The 19,890-nt window shown below is 39.5% G+C and carries 20 protein-coding genes; 11 read left to right on the top strand and 9 right to left on the bottom strand.

Annotated features, from left to right (window positions below):
• Nucleotides 1–658 precede the first annotated feature (658 nt).
• On the top strand, nt 659–2,044 hold the full coding sequence (locus KTO63_RS22805) for an ammonium transporter (protein WP_217794269.1): 1,386 nt from the start codon (nt 659–661) through the stop codon (nt 2,042–2,044).
• An 86-nt stretch (nt 2,045–2,130) separates the two neighbouring features.
• Complete coding sequence (locus tag KTO63_RS22800) at nt 2,131–3,213, top strand: outer membrane beta-barrel protein (protein ID WP_217794268.1); 1,083 nt, start codon at nt 2,131–2,133, stop codon at nt 3,211–3,213.
• 219 nt (nt 3,214–3,432) lie between these two features.
• Here the strand turns inward: KTO63_RS22800 and KTO63_RS22795 are convergent, their stop codons facing one another.
• The 4 genes from KTO63_RS22795 to KTO63_RS22780 form a co-directional block, all read right to left on the bottom strand.
• Nucleotides 3,433–4,167 (bottom strand): DUF481 domain-containing protein, encoded by a 735-nt coding sequence (locus KTO63_RS22795; protein ID WP_217794267.1) that lies wholly within the window; start codon nt 4,165–4,167, stop codon nt 3,433–3,435.
• Nucleotides 4,168–4,294: 127 nt separating this feature from the next.
• Complete coding sequence (locus KTO63_RS22790; RefSeq protein WP_217794266.1) at nt 4,295–5,470, bottom strand: TlpA family protein disulfide reductase; 1,176 nt, start codon at nt 5,468–5,470, stop codon at nt 4,295–4,297.
• 273 nt (nt 5,471–5,743) lie between these two features.
• Entirely contained in the window at nt 5,744–8,320 is a 2,577-nt protein-coding gene (locus KTO63_RS22785; RefSeq protein ID WP_217794265.1) for a phosphoenolpyruvate carboxylase, read from the bottom strand.
• 200 nt (nt 8,321–8,520) lie between these two features.
• Nucleotides 8,521–9,003, bottom strand: coding sequence for a DUF3291 domain-containing protein (locus KTO63_RS22780; RefSeq protein WP_217794264.1), 483 nt, complete (start codon nt 9,001–9,003; stop codon nt 8,521–8,523).
• Nucleotides 9,004–9,232: 229 nt separating this feature from the next.
• On the opposite strand from KTO63_RS22780, the gene lpxB reads away from it, so the two are divergent.
• The 3 genes from lpxB (at nt 9,233) to KTO63_RS22765 (ending at nt 11,224) form a co-directional block, all read left to right on the top strand.
• The gene (gene lpxB / locus KTO63_RS22775) at nt 9,233–10,351 is read left to right on the top strand and encodes a lipid-A-disaccharide synthase (RefSeq protein WP_217794263.1); all 1,119 of its coding nucleotides are present in this window, start codon (nt 9,233–9,235) and stop codon (nt 10,349–10,351) included.
• Between the two features lie 183 nt (nt 10,352–10,534).
• On the top strand, nt 10,535–10,867 hold the full coding sequence (locus tag KTO63_RS22770; protein WP_217794262.1) for an MmcQ/YjbR family DNA-binding protein: 333 nt from the start codon (nt 10,535–10,537) through the stop codon (nt 10,865–10,867).
• A gap of 183 nt (nt 10,868–11,050) precedes the next feature.
• Nucleotides 11,051–11,224, top strand: coding sequence for a DUF6728 family protein (locus tag KTO63_RS22765; RefSeq protein ID WP_217794261.1), 174 nt, complete (start codon nt 11,051–11,053; stop codon nt 11,222–11,224).
• A gap of 69 nt (nt 11,225–11,293) precedes the next feature.
• Here the strand turns inward: KTO63_RS22765 and KTO63_RS22760 are convergent, their stop codons facing one another.
• Both KTO63_RS22760 and KTO63_RS22755 read right to left on the bottom strand, forming a co-directional pair.
• Nucleotides 11,294–11,884 carry a low affinity iron permease family protein gene (locus KTO63_RS22760; protein ID WP_232373295.1) on the bottom strand — a complete coding sequence of 197 codons (591 nt, stop codon included), beginning with the start codon at nt 11,882–11,884 and terminating at the stop codon, nt 11,294–11,296.
• Nucleotides 11,885–12,054: 170 nt separating this feature from the next.
• Nucleotides 12,055–12,468: a response regulator gene (locus tag KTO63_RS22755; RefSeq protein WP_217794260.1), complete on the bottom strand. Its 414-nt coding sequence runs from the start codon at nt 12,466–12,468 to the stop codon at nt 12,055–12,057.
• 223 nt (nt 12,469–12,691) lie between these two features.
• Here KTO63_RS22755 and KTO63_RS22750 point away from each other — a divergent pair, with 223 nt between their 5' ends.
• The 3 genes from KTO63_RS22750 (at nt 12,692) to KTO63_RS22740 (ending at nt 13,872) form a co-directional block, all read left to right on the top strand.
• Nucleotides 12,692–12,928: a YtxH domain-containing protein gene (locus KTO63_RS22750; RefSeq protein ID WP_217794259.1), complete on the top strand. Its 237-nt coding sequence runs from the start codon at nt 12,692–12,694 to the stop codon at nt 12,926–12,928.
• Between the two features lie 208 nt (nt 12,929–13,136).
• Nucleotides 13,137–13,475, top strand: coding sequence for a phage holin family protein (locus KTO63_RS22745; RefSeq protein ID WP_217794258.1), 339 nt, complete (start codon nt 13,137–13,139; stop codon nt 13,473–13,475).
• Nucleotides 13,468–13,872, top strand: coding sequence for a hypothetical protein (locus tag KTO63_RS22740; RefSeq protein ID WP_217794257.1), 405 nt, complete (start codon nt 13,468–13,470; stop codon nt 13,870–13,872). Before KTO63_RS22745 ends, KTO63_RS22740 begins: the two co-directional genes overlap by 8 nt.
• Before the next feature lie 82 nt (nt 13,873–13,954).
• Here the strand turns inward: KTO63_RS22740 and KTO63_RS22735 are convergent, their stop codons facing one another.
• Both KTO63_RS22735 and KTO63_RS22730 read right to left on the bottom strand, forming a co-directional pair.
• Nucleotides 13,955–14,377 carry a response regulator gene (locus tag KTO63_RS22735; RefSeq protein WP_217794256.1) on the bottom strand — a complete coding sequence of 141 codons (423 nt, stop codon included), beginning with the start codon at nt 14,375–14,377 and terminating at the stop codon, nt 13,955–13,957.
• Nucleotides 14,378–14,507: 130 nt separating this feature from the next.
• Nucleotides 14,508–14,669: a DUF1328 domain-containing protein gene (locus KTO63_RS22730; RefSeq protein WP_217794255.1), complete on the bottom strand. Its 162-nt coding sequence runs from the start codon at nt 14,667–14,669 to the stop codon at nt 14,508–14,510.
• 182 nt (nt 14,670–14,851) lie between these two features.
• Here KTO63_RS22730 and KTO63_RS22725 point away from each other — a divergent pair, with 182 nt between their 5' ends.
• Nucleotides 14,852–15,157 carry a hypothetical protein gene (locus KTO63_RS22725; protein ID WP_217794254.1) on the top strand — a complete coding sequence of 102 codons (306 nt, stop codon included), beginning with the start codon at nt 14,852–14,854 and terminating at the stop codon, nt 15,155–15,157.
• A gap of 100 nt (nt 15,158–15,257) precedes the next feature.
• Here the strand turns inward: KTO63_RS22725 and KTO63_RS22720 are convergent, their stop codons facing one another.
• Nucleotides 15,258–16,676, bottom strand: a complete 1,419-nt coding sequence (locus tag KTO63_RS22720) for a sensor histidine kinase (protein WP_217794253.1) — start codon at nt 16,674–16,676, stop codon at nt 15,258–15,260.
• 172 nt (nt 16,677–16,848) lie between these two features.
• Here KTO63_RS22720 and rpoN point away from each other — a divergent pair, with 172 nt between their 5' ends.
• Nucleotides 16,849–18,264: an RNA polymerase factor sigma-54 gene (rpoN, locus tag KTO63_RS22715; RefSeq protein WP_217794252.1), complete on the top strand. Its 1,416-nt coding sequence runs from the start codon at nt 16,849–16,851 to the stop codon at nt 18,262–18,264.
• 102 nt (nt 18,265–18,366) lie between these two features.
• A complete protein-coding gene (locus KTO63_RS22710) occupies nt 18,367–19,890 on the top strand; it encodes a sigma-54-dependent transcriptional regulator (RefSeq protein ID WP_217794251.1) in 1,524 nt (507 codons plus the stop codon).

The raw sequence follows: 19,890 nt of genomic DNA, 5'->3' as shown, positions 1-19,890 counted from the left end.
GGCGTCATACGCAGAAGAAGATTTTAAAATCATTCGTTCAATAATAAAAAGGCAGTCTTTAAAAGAGACTGCTTTTTTATTGTCCTGGGGCTACAGCTATGAGCCATACGGATTTCAAAAAGTTGCAAAACGTCGATGATATTCAATGGCCGTTAGTCTAATACTAAATGGTTTCGCCATCCAAGAAAAATAAATCAATTGATTATATATTGCATTTTATTATAATTATTACAATTATGATGATTTCTTCATAAAAAACTCATTTGCTGACATATTTATTAAATGACGTTATCTCCATTTATTAGCTCAAACCACCCCTTTCGTCTCGGTGGTATTATAAAACCAGTAATAATTGACGCGGTAAAATATTTTTTTTCGAATCATTTTTTGTTGAATTTTTTATCTCAACACTTAGCTTATATTGATGTTTTTGCAACAAAATCATACTTTACAAAGCAGTAAATCAAAATAAATCACATTTTAAAAAATTATATAAAAAATACAACACCCACTTCTTGTCGAAAATTATCTACACTTTCTTTCACATTACAATTTAAAATATATATCTTTTTTGTGGCTTTATATCATTTAGTTTTTTAATTTAGAGTTAGATATTCATATTTGATAATTAATAATACTTAAAACTAAATCTTCCGCCATGAGTAAGTTGACCGCCAAACAAATTCTTCCCTTTCTCATTCTTGCGATCATCGCAGTCTGTTGCATTTTCATTCCCACCTTACCAAATTTCGATGATGGTGGCAAATACAGCGCTGCCGATATTGCGTGGATCCTTGTTGCCACGGCTTTAGTATTTTTAATGACACCAGGTCTTGCCTTCTTCTATGGTGGTATGGTGCATAGAAAGAACGTTATTTCTACAATGATTAAAAGTGTGGTTGCTGCCGGTGTGGTAAGCATCCTTTGGGTAACCGTTGGTTACAGCCTTTGCTTCGGTGAATCTATCGGAGGTATTATCGGTAACCCAACTACGCACCTGTTTTTTAAAGGCGTGAACTCAGGTGCTCCATGGAGCCTTGCACCTTCCATCCCACTTACATTATTTGCGCTTTTCCAATTGATGTTTGCGATCATTACTCCAGGCCTGGTGGTAGGCGCTGTTGCTGAGCGTATCCGTTTTACTTCTTATATACTCTTCATTGCGTTGTTCAGCTTGTTGGTATATGCACCAATTGCACACTGGACATGGCACCCTGATGGATTCCTTTTCAAAATGGGAGTTCTTGACTTTGCAGGTGGTACAGTGGTACACATTTCTGCAGGTTGTGCTGCTCTTGCCGGTGCACTGGTATTGAAACGCAGACAATCTCACATGGATCATAAAGAAATTCCACCGGCTAACATTCCTTATGTATTGATCGGTACCGGTTTGCTGTGGTTCGGTTGGTTCGGTTTCAACGCAGGTTCTGCTTTGGCGGCAAATGGTTTGGCTGTTTCTGCTTTTGCTACTACCAACACTGCTGCTGCGGCTGCAGGTTTATCATGGATGTTCTTTGATGTAATGCGCGGTAAAAAACCTTCTGTACTTGGTTTCTGTATAGGTGCAGTTGTAGGTCTTGTGGCTATCACTCCTGCTGCAGGTTTCGTTGCAATTCCTCAAAGTGTATTTATTGGTGTGGTTGCTGCGATCATTTCCAACATGGCGGTTTATTACAAATCAAAATCTACTCTTGACGATACTTTGGACGTATTCCCTTGTCACGGTGTTGGCGGTATGGTAGGTATGTTGCTTACCGGTGTTTTTGCTACAAAAGCAGTAAACGCAGGTGGTAACGACGGTCTTTTCTATGGCAATGCCGCATTCTTCCTTACTCAGGTAAAAGCTTTGGGCATTGTGGTTGCATACAGCTTCATCATGTCTTACGGCATCTTCAAATTTATCAACCTTATCCTTCCAATTCGCGTAACTGCTGAAGATGAAGAAAAAGGTCTTGACGAATCTCAACACAACGAAAAATATTTGCAAGGTACTTTGCTCGTTAGCAATAACGGCGCGATGAAAGAAACACCAGCAGAATTCTAAAAAAGAAGGTACAGCTTGAACATCAGGGCTTCTGACCAAGCCCTGATAAGCCGTACCTTTTTTATTAACACTTAAAAACCAAAACAATGTTAAGAAAATTATTTGCATCAGCCACATTGCTGGCAGGATTTTCTACTGCCTACTCGCAAGACTCTACTACTACAACCGTTGAACAAAAGAAACCTAATTTTAATATCACCGGTTCAATTGACGTTTTCTATAGATATAATTTAAGTAATCCTCCAAAAGAAGCAGAAACGTTTAACAACTATACCAGTTTCACCAATTCACAAAATTCTTTCACTTTCAACATGGCTTCCATAAAATTGGAGCATAGTGTTGGGAAAGTAGGCGGTGTTATCGACCTGGGTTATGGAAAAAGAGCAGATGAGTTTTCCTACAACGATACCAAAAGTAGTTTGATTGTAAAGCAAGCTTATTTGTACTACACTCCATGGAAAAATGTAAAATTTACTGCAGGTAGCTGGGCAACACATATCGGCTACGAATTGGTAGATGCTTACCTGAACAGAAACTACAGCATGTCTTACATGTTTTCTTACGGGCCATTCTTTAACACTGGTTTGAAAGGTGAATTCACCGTAGGCAAAAGCACTTTCATGCTTGGTATTTCTGATCCAAGTGATTTAAAATATGCCGATTTCTCCCGCAAATTCATCATAGGCCAGTATAGCACTTCATTGGCAAAAGATGCGATAAAACTATACCTGAACTACCAGGGTGGTAATGCAAACGGCACCGCTAAAATGAACCAGATAGATGTGGTTGCTACAGGCGCACTTTCTCCAAAATTCAGCATTGGCTACAATGGAACAGTGCAAATGGTAAAAGCCAAAGATGATGATGGCAAATATGGCGATACTAAAAACTGGTGGGGTTCTGCGTTGTACTTCAACGTTGATCCTAAACCATGGTTCGGCCTTACTTTGAGAGGTGAATATTTTGACGATAAAGATGCAGTAAGCGGCGGCGCATTTGGCACCAACTTCTTTGAAACCACACTTTCAGCGAACTTTAAAATAGATGGTTTGACCATTATTCCTGAGATCAGATATGATAATTCTGGCAAAGAAATGTTTACAAAACATGATGGCACTACCACAAAAAGCACAGCATCATTGTTAGTAGCAGCGATCTATCATTTCTAAAAGTTTAAAGTTTAGTTACACATTTTTCGATACAACGCCTTAGCCAGGTAATTATAGATTGATTTATTTTAACCACAACAATTAGAAGGCCCCTTTCCAGGGGCTTTTTTCTTAACTGAATGACTGAATAACTGAATAACTGAGTGGTTCAATGTCTGACAGTGTTTTTCGACAATCAACCACTCAGTTATTCAGTTAATCAGTTATTCAGTTAGTTGCTTAAAAATACTTATCAACCGTCAAACCAAACGTCAGCAACAAGTTCTCCCGCTCAGTGCGGTTGACCCTATTGTAAGTTTGTGCCGCGGTTATGCTAAGCCATTTGTATAGCCTAACGGAGAGTGTGTTGGTGGCTTTTATAACATAGTCGCTGATATCTAAAATAGAAGGTTGAAAGAAATTATTGCCGTCAACAACAAGTATGTCTTTTATTGTAAAATGATACCGAATGCGGAAGCTGTTCCGCACGGTTTGATAATCATCCTTTCCCAATTTACTGTCAATAAGATTAGATGCTTCGTACAAAAATCCATCGCTAATGGTAAATTCCTGCTTACCTGTGGAATCCCTTATAAACTTGTAAGCCAATCCCACGCCGGCTTGCAAACGGTTAGTAATCTGTAACGAATAGCTTTTATCGTAGTTTACCAATGCCCAATAATAGAGCCTCTTTTGTTTTTTCAAATAGTCAAAACTGGCAGTGGTGGCAAAATCGTTGTTCGTTAATCCGCCATCGTTCTCGCCGTAAATATAACTGGCTGCGGTGTTTAAGAAATACTTGCGTTTATCAATATTATAGGTGGCAAAATTGCTCAAAACATAAGAGTTTGCGCCATCGGTTTTGTTGATGACACCCGTTGATGCAAAACGTGCATAATAGTGTGTGCTATCATTGAACTGTGCGAAACCTTGCTCGCAGACTAAGAATATACTAATTGCGAATAACCATTTCATACATCCCCTTTCTATATTTTTATGCCACAGAGGCACAAAGAAACGAAGAAATATTCTTCGTAACTCTGTGCCTCTGTACCAAATACTATTTGCAAGAAGTGTTTCCAGTCTGCAAGAACCTTTCCATTCATTCATTCTTTTCATTCCTTAAATAATCATCAATAGTTTTTTTAATAAAATCTATGTCAGCACTGTTTACCCTTTCAACGATTTTTCCATTCTGATCAACTAAAAATAAAAGAGGAATCGCAACTACACCAACCTTATCGTTAAAATCCTTTTTAATATCGAAATAGTTCTTCCATTTTACATTATTCTTCTTCAAAATTTCATTGGCAAGTTTAATTTTTTTAGGATCGTTTTCCAGGGCCACCGAAATGAAATTAACGCCAAGGTCTTTATACTCATTATACAAGGCAACAACCCCGGGCATCGCTTTTACGCAATATCCGCACCACGTTGCCCAACAGTCAATTAACGTTAACTCACTCTTTTTAAAATCTTCCTTGGTCAGCATATTACGACCATCGAAATCTATTTCAGGAAATAAACTACCTGCAACAACTGATCTTTCAAGCTCAAATTTATTTCCCTTGTTACTAGAACTGTCATGCTTTAATATACCTTCAAACGTTGTGAATAATTTCGAGGTTTTCATACTAGCAGAAAACAACCGCAGATTTTCCAAATAAACAGGGACGTAATCATGTGTAAAATAATCGTCAATTATCTCCCACAAAGCGACATAAGAGTCAGGATTCTTTCTTATATAAGAAGCAACTCTGTTTTCTTTTTCAGCCAGGTTGGTTAAGCTGTCGAATAGCTTGTCTTGGCTGATATAAAAATCCACAAATAGTTTTTTAAAATCTGCGTATTCGTTGTTAACAGGAGAGTTCAGATTGATATCGCATCGACGCAAAACTTTGGGCAGGTCTATTTTGTAACTGCCACTATCCAGAAAAAATTTGGAGCTTAGATGAAGCTGATTGTTTTCGGGATCAACAAACTGAAATGTGACAGGTACGGGGTAAGCAAATTCACCTCGGATTGAATTTTTTTCCTGGACGGTTATCTGATAAACCGATTTCTCAAAGCCGTTATTTTTACAAAAATCAATTATGTTTTTATTTGTATCCAGGTTGAGGCAATAAAGTCCTTTCAATTCTTTAACCCAGGGAGAGGGCGCAAGTATCAGACTCTTATTAATAAGCGAAGGCGAACTTAAGTCGATTTTAAATTTTTGCTGTGCGAACAAAGAGCATGGAATGGCTAAAATCAATAATAAGGCTAATTTTTCTTTCATAATGGCTTGCATTAATGTTGATTCTATCTAAGACAATTTATCGCCGAATTTCCACAAAATCAATACATCAATATTTTCCACACCTGATCCTCCATGTTCGCAGAGCCATAGCATAAAAAAGCCCGATGCTCATGCACCGGGCTTTATATTTTATATTTTTTATTTTTCGGCGCTATGTTCCGTGTCTTCACTAAACATATTTTGCCCATTCAGTTTGATCATCTCTGTTTCCCTGGACACGAACCGAGGTGCCAGGGCGAATGCAATTCGCCCCTACGCTGAATTCCTTCCCGCATTGATAATACCAAACGAACAACGCATTACCAGCTTCTCATACGTTGCTTTTATTGGCGTGTTTTGCCTTTGATCTTCTATTTCACGGATGCGGTTGATCGCAAACTGTTGGATAGTTACCAATGGCAACACTATTCTTTCCCTTACCTGTATGGACAATTGCTCTACAGGGTAATCTGCCATCAATTCATTCTTACCGGTTAGCTTGAACAAGTATTTCTTTGTAAGCTCGTACTCGCTGTAGATCATATTCCAAATCTCGCCGTGTACCGGATGTTTTGATAAGTGGAACGTAAGCGGGAAGAAGCATTTCTTCATACTCATCTCACAGTTATCAATAAGCGTTTTTACAAACAGTGAGTTTTCGTACAACTCTTTTACTTCCTTCCATTTGCCTTTATCGTCAAATTCTTTCAACGCACTTCCCACGCCGTAGTAACCGGTTACGTTTTGTTTCAGTTGGCTCCACGAACCTACGAATGGAATGGCGCGAAGATCTTTCAGCGTCATCCTTGAACCACCTCCGCGTTTTGCAGGACGGCTTCCGATGTTTGTTTCGCTGTAAAACTTCAGCGGGCTTATCTGTGACAAATAGTTAAGAAAATCTGGATGTCCTTTCAATTGAGAGAACGATTTAAAGCTTGATTCTGCAAGCTTCTGCAACAAAGTCTCTTCTTTTTTCTCCAAAGTAAAATTGCGTTTGGAGAAAAGACTGTTGGAAATACCGGCATGTATCAATTGCTCGATGTTGAATTGCGCAGCATCAGCTGTTCCGAAATTGGAACTTACCGTTTGGCCCTGGATGGTCAGTTGTATTTCCTTGTTGGAAATATTTTTTCCCATAGACGCATAGAACTTATGCGTTTTTCCACCGCCGCGTGCTGGAGGACCACCGCGACCATCAAAGAAGATCACCTCAATATCGTATTCTTTTGAAAGCCTTGTCAGCTCTTCTTTTGCTTTGTAAATGCTCCAGTTCGCCATCAGGTAACCGCCATCTTTTGTGCCATCGGAGAAGCCAAGCATGATCGTCTGCTTGTCGCGTCTTTTCTTAAGATGCTTGCGGTAAACAGGATGATCGTACAACTCCTTCATTACTTCGGCGGCATTTCTCAGATCGTCGATGGTTTCAAACAGCGGAACGATGTCCACTTTCATGGAATCTTTTTTCCAGCCTGCCAATAGTAACAAACCAAACACCTCCATTGCGTTCAACGCGCTGTTGCACTGGCTGATGATGTAACGGTTACAACCGGGCTCACCGTTGTACTGCTGAATTTGCTGAATTGCTTTTGCTGTCTTGATGGTATCTTTTGCGATATCAGATTTAAGATCGTCGCCTTTGATAACGGTTGTTATTTGCGTAAGCGCTTCAATTTTTTCTTTGTCTTTTAAAGAAGCATAATTGTCCGGCAAAGCCTTTGTTGACGCTGCAATTTCTTCCAGCACATTTCCGTGTACAGAAGAATCCTGGCGCACATCCAGCGACGCGAAGTGCAATCCGAATATTTCTACTTTGTTAATGAAGTTTTCTACAAGGTGCAGGAACAAACCATTGTGCTGGTAAATGATGGTTTCTTTTACCTGCTTCAAAGTATCGAGCATTTCCTTTGCAGTAATGTTCGCCTGCTGCCCCGGAACAAATATATTGTCGTACAGCTTTGTTTCCAGATCTGCCAGCACATTCTCAACCCCTTTAAAAGTCAGTCTGCGCTTGAGTCTGCGAACATCCTGGTAGTAACATTTGATGATGCCGCCTCTTAAAGCTTCCGCAACTTTTAACGTTGTGTCCACTGTTACGAATGGATTTCCATCTCTGTCACCGCCCGGCCAAAAGCCCATTTGGATCAATGAGTGCTCTTCGGGAACGGCATTAGGGAACTGCGTTTTTATGTAAGTCAAAATGCGTCCCGATGCCGGATAGAATATATTTTCCATGTACCACAACAAACTCAACGCCTCATCGTACGGGGTTGGTTTTGTTTTTTGGAAAAACGGCGTCTTTCCAAGTTGCTGCAGATACATATTGATATCGCTGGAATCATTTTCAATTACAGCTCTTGACAAATCGTTTATGATTCCCAAAACCGGGCCGGGATAGAATTGCGTAGGGTGTGCAGTTAACACCAAACGAACGCCGAAATCTTTCATCAATTTGGCGAGCTCGTTTTCTTTGTGGTCCTGCATAACTTCGGACGATAGATGGCGCAAAGTTCCCACGCCGTTCATGTCGTTGATCTGCCTGAAGGCAGCATCTTCCAGCGCATCAAAAAGCACTACCTGCCTTTCTACGTATTGCACGAAACGAAAGAGCAGATCAAGCCTTTCAGCTTCAGTTGTGAATGTTGTTTGCCTTGCAAAAAAATCGTCCATAATCTGCATCGGACTCTGCCTGTTGCGGTAACCATCTTCGCAAATGGTAAGCAGCAAAGAAAGCAGGATACCTGTTTTTTCGATGCGGTGAAAAGGCAGTGAGGTGAACAAACTGTTGTATAACTGAAACTTGATACCCACCTGGTTTTTAAACAATGTAAGAGCAGAAGATTGGTTGTCCATGAAACCTCTAAGTTTGAAATGTAAAATGTTGGGTGAATGTTGGCAAACAAACGAGGGCTGAAATTACAAAAAATGCAGCGATCTGTTTGAATTTATCTCAAATAACTTCGATTATTTTATTTTTTGTATTAAGGATTCATTAATTCAATAAATAATTATACAATACTTATGAACGTTAGTTTTTCTCAGTAATAATCGAATTATTGATTTATCGAATCATTGAGCTTAAAGGCTACATAGTCTTCCACTGAAAATCTATTCTTAAAGCCAAACGCAAAAGGGGTGTCCCCGTTTTGCTCTATATACTCCAATCTTTCCTTAGCCTCGGCTGTTGTTGGCTTGTGGCCGGTAGGCACATACCAAAGAGCATAGTGCATCTGGTCCAATTTTGAGAACCATTCCTTTCTCCGTTTTAAAAATTCCGTGTGCATGGTGCGGTAAGTAAATTCAAAAAGAGTGTCCACATTTTTCCAAACAGACATATTAACGAGCAAAAATTCATCGTCAAACATTTTGATATCCGTGGCGTTGTTGTTCTCGTCTTTTAGTCTCCAAACGAAGCCATCACTGCTTTCTGCAAGACCGTTAATGTAGTCAATATTGGCAGCAAAGTCGGTCATCACATCGCTGTCCATTGGCCCCAGAATCCGACCGATGTTTACCTGGGCAAGTTCGAAGTTCATGCTGGTGTGTTTTAGTAAAAATAACTGAATAACTGAATAATTGAATAACTGAGATGGTTGTTAGTTATTAGTTGTTGGTTGCTAGCCGTTAGGTTTGGATATCCGTCGTTGAAATCTAACAACTAACAACCAACAACTAAGAACTATGCAATAATTCATTCTACCCAGTTACTCAGTTATTCAGTCATTCAGTTACTCAGTTATTCAGTTATTGCTATCTTGCGGCCATATGAAATACTACATTATTGCCGGCGAGGCTTCGGGCGATTTGCATGGAAGTAACCTCATTAAGGAGCTGAAGAAACAAGATGCAGCTGCAGATATCCGCTGCTGGGGTGGCGATCTTATGCAAAATGCCGGCGGTACATTGGTAAAACACTACAGGGACCTGGCTTTTATGGGCTTTGTGGAAGTGGTGGCCAACCTTTCTACGATTTTAAAAAACTTAAAATTCTGCAAGGAAGACATTGAGCATTTTAAACCAGATGTTTTGGTGTTGATCGACTACCCCGGTTTCAACCTGCGCATCGCAGAATGGGGCAAGCAGCAGGGTTATAAAATTGTGTTTTACATCTCTCCGCAGGTGTGGGCATGGAAGGAAAACCGCGTGAAGAAAATGAAGCAATACATCGACAAAATGCTGGTGATTCTTCCGTTTGAAAAAGATTATTATAAAGACAGATGGCAATGGGATGTGGAATATGTTGGACATCCGCTGGTGCAGGTGATAGAAGACGCGAAGAAAAACCTAAAAGATGAGTCTCCTCTAAGCGATAAAAAAATAATTGCGCTACTTCCCGGCAGCCGCAAACAGGAAGTGGCGAAAAAATTGCCGGTAATGCTGGAAGTGAGTAAAGATTTTCCGGATTACCAATTCATCATTGCGAAAGCGCCGAGCCTTACTGATGATTTCTTTGCCCAGTTTATTACACCATACCCAAATGTAAGCACAGTAAGCAATCAAACATACAAGCTCCTGCTGCAAAGCAGCGCAGCGCTTGTAACCTCTGGCACTGCTACCCTGGAAACGGCGTTGTTCGATGTGCCGGAAGTAATATGCTACAAAGGTAATCCTGTCTCCTACCTTATCGCAAGGCAATTGATTAAGGTGAAATATATCTGCCTTGTAAATCTTATAATGGATAAAGAAGTGGTGAAAGAACTGATACAGGACGAAATGAATCCTGTAAAAATAAAAGACGAGCTGAACAGATTGTTGAATGATGAAACACGCAGGCAACAACTGCAAAGCGATTACTCCGAGCTGAAACAACTGCTGACAAAGGGCGGCGACGCTTCAGCAAATGCAGCAAGGAGCATTGTGGAGTTCGTGGAGAAAGCACGCTGATGACACGGATTAGACGGATTTACACTGATCAATAATTGAATAACTGAATTATTGATTGATTGAAAGTCTATACAAATAAGCAGCAGAGATCAACGGAAAAAAATCTGTGCAAATCAGTCCAATCAGTGTCATCGGTGTGCGGCTGTTCTAATTCCTAATTTCTAATTTCTAACTCCTGGTCACATGGACATCGAAGAACTACAAAACTATTGTCTTAAAAAGGATGACGTTGCAGAAACATTTCCATTTGGAGATGAAACACTCGTTTACAAAACGAATGGTAAAATATTCTTGCTTGTGTCGCTGAACAGCAATCCTTTGCAGTTTAACGCAAAATGCGATCCTGATAAGGCCATCGAGTGGCGCGAACGCTATAGCAGTGTATTGCCCGGCTATCACATGAATAAACAGCATTGGAACACGGTGATCATTGATGGAAGCCTGACGAAAAAACAACTTTGCGAGATGATTGATGATTCGTATGGCTTGGTGGCGAAAAAGGCGAGGAAGAAATAACCGAATAACTGAGTAACTGAATAACTGAACTTCCAGCGCTAGCTTTTCTCAATAATTCAATTATTCAATAATCCTACCTATTAAGCAACATCAGTGCAAATCAGTTCAATCTGCGTCATCTGCGTGCCCTTTTATCGTAACTTTGTATCTCAAACATTTAATCTCAAATCTCAAATTTGTCCCATGGGAATCTGGCGCCAACTTGCAGAATATCTGTACATAAAGAAAAAAGATCCAAAAGCTCCCACCACCACCTGGATAAAATATATGCATGGCATCAACCGCATTTCCATATTCATGTTTTTAGCGGCCATTTTATTCATAATTATAAGAGCCCTGTTTTTCCACAGACACTAAATACTTCAAAAGTCAAAAGTAAAAATTCAAAAGGTCTGCCCGCGATTTTGAATTTTTACTTTTGACTTTTTATTTATCATTCACTCCCGTTTCTCCGCCATGTCTTCTCATCTTCGCCTTGATCTTTTTGGTTCTATTCTCCGCCGCTTCATCAAGTGAGTGGGTAGTAAACAGTTCCTTATCGTTTTCCGCCATTTCCGATATTTTAATGTAGAACTTTTTCAGTACCTCCAACTCTTTATCGCTTAAATCTTCAATATCGACCAGGCGATTGCTTGCATGCTCATTTACCGCAATCAATTCATTGAGTTTCAAATGCACAGCAACAGTGTCTTTATTCTGCGATTGTTGAATAATGAAAACCATTAAGAAAGTAATGATGGTTGTGCCAGTGTTAATTACCAGTTGCCAGGTATCCGAGTAATGGAAAATAGGGCCGGTTACTGCCCAGATGATAATGATCGACATTGCTAAGATAAGTGCCACAGGGCTCCCTGTAGATTTTGTGATAACACCGGACATCTTGTTGTAAAAGCGGGAAATTTTTGAAATGCGGACGTCAGCATCGGAGCCCATTAAATCATTATTGCAGTCTAATTTTCTACTTGCTCCTTCAAATGCGTGGGAATGCTCTTCGGGGTGATTGTTTTTAGTATTCATTGTTTTTCCATTTTCAGTTTGAATTGAACTACATCAAAAGACACAACAGCAATGCGCGGCACCTTGAGTGCGTTAACACACAGGATTCTAATACCTGTATATTGCTAACTTTATACCTATTCTTATTTTGGGAAAACAATTAACGCAAATAAAATCCCGAAAGTTCAAGTTTAGATGACGGGAGAAACGAACTTATCAATCTGTTTTAAGGAAACCGGTTTGTCTATAATGTTGATGTTGCGATTACTTCCATCTGGGAGGGAAGGATGAAAAGCACTGATTAAATTGATGCGTAAATGCGGATAAAGCACAGAAAGATCTGAAGCTTTATCCCAACCCGTGCCATCCGGCAGATTGTTGTCGAGAAACAAAATATCCGGTCTTATTTCGTTAAGAGCCAACAATCCTTCTTTTAAAGTATGGGCAATAAATACCTCGAAATTTTTTCGGGTCAGATAGTTTTTAAGCAGCATGCATAAGTCTTCCTCATCATCTACGATAAGGACTTTGAATCTCTTAATTTCATTATTTTTAAGATACACGATTGACTTTGTTGCTGTTATGTTGGTTTGAGAATTTTCCATCGCTTTCATTTCTTCTTTTCATTCTACAATTCCCAGCGTTTTTATTAAAAAGCTAAATTATATTTTTAATCAAAACATTCAGAGATTAACTATTGTTATCTATCTGATATATAAAGCTTATACCTGAGGAATTTATTTCCCACATCCTCTTCGCGATGGCACAGTTTTTTAAACGTTGCTCGAAGAAAACTATCATCAAATAATCATTTAAACTTAATCAATTATGACAACTCAAACAAAAATCGTATTGGGCATATTAGGTGCAGCAGCAGTAGGTGCAGTAGTAGGTATTTTAATGGCTCCCGAAAAAGGAAGCACCACCCGCAAAAACATTGCAGATACAGCTGCTGATTGGGCAGATAAAATAGGCGGCGTACTTGACAGCGGAAAAGACAAACTAAACAAACTTAAGGGCGAATACAAACAAAAAGCCAATTCAATTACTTCTGAATTATCGTAATTAAGTTCAAAGTGATAAGTTCTGAGTTGTAAGTATAAAAGAACGGGCAATCTCCAATTCGCATATTTTCCCATGCTTTCTTACTTACAACTTAGAACTCATTACTTAGCATGCCTGCAGCCTCCCACCAATGTTGGAATTCGCTGCAGCTACCCTTGAGAATCGATAAAAGAGCAGGAAGAACCTGCTCTTTTTTAAACACTTTATTATGGAAGATTTGAAGAAAAGCGCGGCAAATCTAACCGATCAGGCAACCAACTATGTAAATACCTTCATAGAGCATACACGTGTTCGCACAACGATGAAGGCAACAAATGCTGTTTCCGAAAGCCTGGTGGTCATTTTCGTGACTTGTTTTTTTATATTCTGTTTATTGTTTGCAGGCATTGGCGCAGGTTTGTGGATTGGCCATACAATGAACAACATGGAAGAGGGCTTTTTCATTGTGGCAGGAGCCTATCTTTTGATTGGATTGATCCTCCTTCTCTGTAAAAAGCAAATCACCATGCCTCTTAAAAATTTTCTAGTTAGAAAAATCTATGAATAAAATTTCTACTTATCGTGAACTGGTGGCGGAAGAGCAACGACTTTCTGCGGAACTTGCTACACAAAAACTGGCTATTCAAACTGAGTGGAACAATACAAAGCAGCAATTAAAGCCATTTGAAAATGCACTGGGTTTTGTTTCCAAAATATCCACCAAAAACAAGAGCAACCCTCTGTTAAATATGGGGCTGGATTTAGGTGTAGATGTTCTTATAAGAAGACTGCTGTTAGGCAATGCGGGTTTCGTTACAAAATTGCTCGTGCCAACAATTATCCGCAACTATTCGAGCAATATGTTAAATGTAAGCGAAGGGAAAAATTGGTTCAGCAGACTTAGAAACTTTTTCAAAAGATCTGATAAAAAAGTGCGGGAGGGAGAAGGAAAAATGGCGTTGTAGAGACAAGGCACTGCCTTGTCTAAAAATAACACGATGTATCTAACCACAGACAAGGCATTGCCTTGTCTCCACAAATTACATTCTACATTGGAATGGTTGCAACATTAAACCAGTAGCTTCGAATATTCTCAACAAACTTCAACAAAGAATCGTAGCTCACCGGCTTTACAACGTATGTGTTTGCGCCGAGCTCATAGCATCTTTTTACTTCTGTTTCGTTTTTTGTAGTAGAAAAAACAACTACGGGAATTGTCTTGTAGTCTTCATGTTGTTTCAATTCTTTCAGCACTTCTCTCCCATCTTTCTTCGGCATGTTAAGATCGAGTAAAATAAATCCAGGAACGGAATTCGAGTTATTTGAATTGTTTTCAAGAAAATCCATCAGTTCTACACCATTCTCTACAAACTCAAGCTTGTCAGTATATCCCATCTCCTCAAAAGCGTTCTGTAACAAGAATCTGTCATCCGCGTCGTCTTCAGCTATAAGTACGAAAAGCTTTTCCATACCAATGTTATAATTTCTATAAAGCTAACTTTAAAGAGGAGAAGAAAAAAATAAAAGTGCTGCCAGTCATTACAATTTCAAATCAATTTATGTAACTTTAGTAGCACTTTTTAAGAGACCAACGGATCGTCTATTCTCTTGCTCTTCCGGTAAGGAGAGAAACAATAAACAATACCAGAAATACGAAGAATAAGATTTTTGCTATACCCGCAGCACTGGCTGCTATGCCCCCGAATCCAAGTACCGCAGCGATTATTGCTATTACTAAGAAGGTTATTGTCCAACGTAACATAGTTGTAGTTTTTAAATGAAACAATGTTGTTTTGTTACACTACTAGTCTTAAAAAAATGTACCCTTTGTTAATCACTTGCAAATCAATATTGCATTGGTGGAGTATTCGAGGAATATCTTCCCCATGAAAAATAAAGTAAACAGGCACACATTTTTTAACCAGTTAAATTAAATAATGTCATATGAATTTCAATTTCGTTACAAAGACCTCCGCCATTGACAATGCTGGCTATTATTCTCTCCTCAGAAAGATGACAAGCAAGCTTAAACAAATTCAGGAAGAGTTTGGAAACATTGACTCTGCTGAGCTTGAGTTGTATGAAACTTACAAAGATGAGAGTGAGAAGGACAAGGTAGCACTGTTAAAACTGTCGTTGCACAACATTATCATTTCCGGCTATTCTATTTCCAAACGCTGGGAAGATGCGTTGCTTGACGCGTTCGACACCCTGCGCAGCAAAATGGAAGGAAAGCAGGTAGTTAGTTGAGAATGGAGAATTGAGAGTGGAGAGTTGAAAGTTTGTTAACGTTCAGTTCTCCACTTTTATATTCTCTCTGTCCTCACTCTCAACTCTCAATTCTCAATTCTCAACTAATAGGAAAGTATAATTCAAACAAAGCTCCTTCATTTAACTTGCCTGCTGCTGTAATGTGTCCGTTGTGATTTGACATTATTCGTTTACAGATCGCCAAACCGATTCCTTTACCCTCGAAGAAAGATTGCTGGGTATGTAATCTTCTAAAAAGCGCGAAAATCTTTTCTACATACATATTGTCAAATCCAATCCCGTTATCTTGTATAGATATGATGTGGTATTCCTGCTTATTGCGTTTTCCATCCTTTGCATAAGTTCCCGTTCTATAACTTACTATTATCTCCAATACGCTGTCTGGCTTCGCATACTTTATTGAATTTTCCAACAGATTTTTAAACAGCAGCACCAACCTTTCAAATGAGCCTTTTATTTCAGGCAGGCGGTCCGTTTTTACTTGTGCTGCCTTTGAAGAGAATTCGTTTTGGACAGAATATAATGCCTGGTATAACACCGAGTTGAGCGATACGCTTGTATAGCTTTCCTGGTGCTTGGTCAGACTCGTATAGTCGGCAAGGTTTTGAATAAGTTCCTGCATGGCAAATGCAGACGCATCAATTCGCTCTAAGGATTTTTTCACATCGCCTTCCACATCATCTTTATACTTGTACAAGAGCTTGCTGCTGAAAAGCCTTAGTTTCCGCAACGGTTCCTGCAAATGGTGGGATGATGCATAGGCTATTTGTTCCAACTCTTCATTGCTTTGGTTCAGCTCGGCAATTTTCCTTTCAAGTTCCGTTTGATATTTATGCCGGGTAAACAGCTCTTTAAGAATGTATGCGAACGAAGCAAGGGTAAGGATCACAGAAAATGCAAGCAATGATGACAAATAGGCCGGCGTTGCCTCCTTTGACTTATTCTTTTCTATCCGGCTGCTTGCCAGCAAATTCAACTCATAGTGACGCATGCTGTCAAAATTCACCCTCAAGCTATCAAGAATATCTTTTCCTTTACGGAGCAAAACCTTGTCCGGTGGCTTCGGGGCTACCAAAAGATCATTCAAAATACTTGTCTGCAAGATCACTTTCTCGTTTATGTATCTCAGCCTATTCATCTGCATGGAGGAATTGTTCCCATGCTTTTCGCTGTCACTGATTATTTCCCTGAGGTCAAGCATACACTTTTTTATGCTGTCGTTGACGTGTGTATAGGGCTGAAGAAAAATACTGTCATTTGTTAACAAATAGCCACGAACGCCCGTCTCTGCATCTTTCAATAATTGTTCAAGCACTTCCACCCTGTTCATCACTTCAAAAGAATGTTCAATGGCATCTGAATACTGGCCGTAAATGTTTACTTGCTTGCGAATAAGAAACGAAATGCCGATAAGTGTTGCGAGAGAAATAATGAACGCAACCACTACAAACTGGAAGTTTTTTTGGATGTATGAAAATTTAAATTTTAATCTCATCATACTGTAGAATTATTTCCACACTTTTTGTATTTTTAAAAACAGCTTCGGTATCGAAATGAAAAAAACTATACCTGAAAGACATTCATTATCAAGTTCTTAACTTTTTGTTGCTTCTTTTTGCAAAACTGGTGTCAAGCTTGCCTTACTGTGAGATAGAAAAAACGACGTGTTTATGATAAGCCAAAATCTTACACAGAAGCAGAGCCTGAAAATATTGCCGCAGCAAATTCAATTACTGAACTTGTTTCAGCTCACACAACAAGAACTACAGTTGCGTATACAAAATGAATTAGAAGAAAATCCATTTCTTGAAAAAGAAGAAAACAATGATACGGAAAGTATTGACAAGTTCGATAAAAATGCGGCCCAAGATTTCCAGGATTGGGAAGAATATGGTTATGATGACATTCCCGATTATAAACTTGAATACAACAATTATCTCCCGGATACTGATCTTGTAAATGTGCCAATGAGAGCATCAGTAGATTTCAGGCAGGAAGCAAAGGAACAACTACAATTGCTCAACCTTGATGACGAAACGCTCATTTATGCAGACTACCTGATCGACAGTTTAAATGAAGATGGATTGCTTGAACAATCAATGGATGATATTTCTGATGATTTTTCGTTCAGCAATCACAAAATGGTTACTGCCGAAGAATTTGAAAAAGCGCTGAAAGTAGTGCAGTCCCTCGATCCCGTGGGCATTGGTGCACGCAGCATTTGCGAATGTCTTTTGCTACAACTGGAACGCAAAAACAAAAAGAGTGTGGTTGATAGACTTGCCATTAAATTATTAAGCGACCACTACAAACTATTGAGCACTGCGCAGTTTGAAAAGATCAGAGATTTGCTGAAAGTAGATGAAGACGAGTTTAAAATAATTGTGGAGCATATTTCTAAATTGAAAACAAAACCGATTGCAGCGCAGTCAGATGCTTTCAATGCGAAGCAAACTATAGTTCCGGATTATTCGGTGTACAGAGTAGATGAAGAACTGATTGTTTCACTGCATAATCAATATTCTCAAAACCTGCACGTGAATGCTGCCTGGAGCGAGAAAATTGAATTGGATAAAACAAGCAACAGGAGCGAAAGGCAATACATGAAAAGCAAACTTGCTTCTGCGCAATGGTTCATCAGCGCCATAAAGCAAAGAGAAAGTAACATGTTGAAAGTGATCAGGACCATTGTGGATTATCAAAAGGATTACTTCATGGAAGGCGATATAAGGGCATTGAAACCAATGATCTTAAAGAATATCGCAGAGAAACTTGATATTGAAATTGCAACGGTATCAAGGCTTACTTCCAACAAATTTGTGGACACACACTTTGGTATAATACCGCTGAAAAATCTGTTCACTGAAGGTATTATTAATGGAAACGGAGATTCTGTAAGCAACAAGCTTATTCAATCAACTATCCAGGAATTGATATCAATGGAAAATAAAAACAACCCATATACTGATCAGCAGATCGTGGCCATTCTTACTAACAAAGGAATGCCGGTTGCAAGAAGAACTGTAACAAAATACAGGGAGCAAATGCAAATACCGATGTCACAAATGCGCAGGCTTTGGGCATGATATTAGTTAACTAGGAATTAGAAATTAGGAGTTAGATGCCTCATTTCTAATTCCTAACTCCTGATTCCTAATTTCTGATTTAACCACCCGAATACGCAAACGATGGATAAAATACTGGTAATCGATGACGATATGGACATGTGCAACCTGCTTAGCCGTTTTCTAAATAAGAAGGGCTATGAGGTTGTTACGGCACCTTCAGGTAAAAAGGGCCTGGAGTTGCTTCAATCATTCAATCCGGATATCGTTCTTTCAGATTATAGGCTTGACGATATGAATGGTAATGATCTGCTGATGCAGATCAAAGCATATAATTTTAGTTTACCTGTAATCATAATTACAGGCTATAGCGATATAAAAACCGCAGTAGAAGTGTTAAAGAACGGAGCCACAGACTACGTGACGAAACCGCTTTTTCCGGATGAAATCTTGCTGACGATTAAAAAGACATTGGAAAAAGGAAACAGCCCGGCAAGGCCCGTTGCGACGACACAAGACAACAACAAGCCTGTTAAGACAAGTGTTTCGTCCGGATCACAAGCGCTCCACCACGATGACTATATTTCCGGCGAAAGCCAGGTGTTCATTAACATTATGGAGCAAATCAGACGTGTGGCCCCTACCAATTATAGCATTATCCTTTATGGTGAAAGTGGAAGCGGTAAAGAAGTAATCGCAAAAGAAATACACCACCAAAGTAAAAGAAGCGGCAAACCTTTCATGGCCATCGACTGCGGTGCGCTTTCCAAAGAACTCGCCGGCAGTGAATTGTTCGGTCACGAGAAAGGATCATTTACCGGTGCCATCAATCAAAAGATCGGCATATTCGAGCTCGCAAATACAGGTACTGTTTTCCTTGATGAAATTGGCAATTTAAGTTATGATGTACAGGTATCTCTTCTACGCGTGATCCAGGAAAGAAAAATGCGCAGAATAGGCGGCACCAAAGACATTGATCTGGATGTGCGTATCATCGTAGCAAGCAACGAAAAATTGCTGGACGCAGCGAAGAAAGGCAAATTCCGCGAAGACCTTTATCACCGCTTCAATGAGTTTAGTATAAACGTACCACCGCTTAGAGAAAGAAAGGCCGACATTCTGTTGTTTGCAAAACATTTCCTTCATCAGGCAAATATTGAGCTGCAAAAAAGCATCCAGGGATTTACACCGCAGGTAGAGCAAATCTTCGTGAACTACGTTTGGCACGGCAACCTGCGTGAATTGAAAAACGTTATCAAACGCTCAGCATTGCTAACAGATGGTCAATTGATCGATGTGATTTCGCTGCCGTTTGAAATTACCAATTTCCAGAAGTTGCAGTTTGACGAAGCAGTGATACCGCCGGCACCGATGGCTCCTGTTGACTATGCTCAACCGGGCAATGCCTACAGCGGAGCGGTGCCAACGCAACCCACTCAACCACAGCCCATATATACAACACCGAAGAAGATAGAACTTCATGAAAACAGCTTGAGAGAAGCATCATTGGACGCAGAATACGAAACGATATTGGAGGCGCTTAAGAAGGTAAACTTTAATAAAAGTAAAGCCGCTAAGTTGCTCAATATTGACAGGAAGACGCTTTATAATAAAATGAGGCAATTCCATGAATTTAACAATGATTAA

The organism is Pinibacter aurantiacus (assembly GCF_019130065.1).
Classification (GTDB): domain Bacteria; phylum Bacteroidota; class Bacteroidia; order Chitinophagales; family Chitinophagaceae; genus Pinibacter; species Pinibacter aurantiacus.
The sequence above is the reverse complement of the archived record's forward strand: the minus strand, read 5'-3'. Positions and strand labels throughout refer to the sequence as shown.

Coding starts and splice junctions, on each gene's coding strand:
- KTO63_RS22710 (WP_217794251.1), top strand. CDS start 18,367: ATGGATAAAATACTGGTAATCGATGACGATATGGACATGTGCAACCTG.
- KTO63_RS22740 (WP_217794257.1), top strand. CDS start 13,468: ATGAATAAAATTTCTACTTATCGTGAACTGGTGGCGGAAGAGCAACGA.
- KTO63_RS22800 (WP_217794268.1), top strand. CDS start 2,131: ATGTTAAGAAAATTATTTGCATCAGCCACATTGCTGGCAGGATTTTCT.
- KTO63_RS22735 (WP_217794256.1), bottom strand. CDS start 14,377: ATGGAAAAGCTTTTCGTACTTATAGCTGAAGACGACGCGGATGACAGA.
- KTO63_RS22770 (WP_217794262.1), top strand. CDS start 10,535: ATGGACATCGAAGAACTACAAAACTATTGTCTTAAAAAGGATGACGTT.
- KTO63_RS22720 (WP_217794253.1), bottom strand. CDS start 16,676: ATGATGAGATTAAAATTTAAATTTTCATACATCCAAAAAAACTTCCAG.
- KTO63_RS22760 (WP_232373295.1), bottom strand. CDS start 11,884: ATGAATACTAAAAACAATCACCCCGAAGAGCATTCCCACGCATTTGAA.
- KTO63_RS22755 (WP_217794260.1), bottom strand. CDS start 12,468: ATGGAAAATTCTCAAACCAACATAACAGCAACAAAGTCAATCGTGTAT.
- KTO63_RS22780 (WP_217794264.1), bottom strand. CDS start 9,003: ATGAACTTCGAACTTGCCCAGGTAAACATCGGTCGGATTCTGGGGCCA.
- KTO63_RS22745 (WP_217794258.1), top strand. CDS start 13,137: ATGGAAGATTTGAAGAAAAGCGCGGCAAATCTAACCGATCAGGCAACC.
- KTO63_RS22750 (WP_217794259.1), top strand. CDS start 12,692: ATGACAACTCAAACAAAAATCGTATTGGGCATATTAGGTGCAGCAGCA.
- KTO63_RS22790 (WP_217794266.1), bottom strand. CDS start 5,470: ATGAAAGAAAAATTAGCCTTATTATTGATTTTAGCCATTCCATGCTCT.
- rpoN (WP_217794252.1), top strand. CDS start 16,849: ATGATAAGCCAAAATCTTACACAGAAGCAGAGCCTGAAAATATTGCCG.
- KTO63_RS22805 (WP_217794269.1), top strand. CDS start 659: ATGAGTAAGTTGACCGCCAAACAAATTCTTCCCTTTCTCATTCTTGCG.
- KTO63_RS22765 (WP_217794261.1), top strand. CDS start 11,051: ATGGGAATCTGGCGCCAACTTGCAGAATATCTGTACATAAAGAAAAAA.
- KTO63_RS22730 (WP_217794255.1), bottom strand. CDS start 14,669: ATGTTACGTTGGACAATAACCTTCTTAGTAATAGCAATAATCGCTGCG.
- KTO63_RS22725 (WP_217794254.1), top strand. CDS start 14,852: ATGAATTTCAATTTCGTTACAAAGACCTCCGCCATTGACAATGCTGGC.
- KTO63_RS22795 (WP_217794267.1), bottom strand. CDS start 4,167: ATGAAATGGTTATTCGCAATTAGTATATTCTTAGTCTGCGAGCAAGGT.
- KTO63_RS22785 (WP_217794265.1), bottom strand. CDS start 8,320: ATGGACAACCAATCTTCTGCTCTTACATTGTTTAAAAACCAGGTGGGT.
- lpxB (WP_217794263.1), top strand. CDS start 9,233: ATGAAATACTACATTATTGCCGGCGAGGCTTCGGGCGATTTGCATGGA.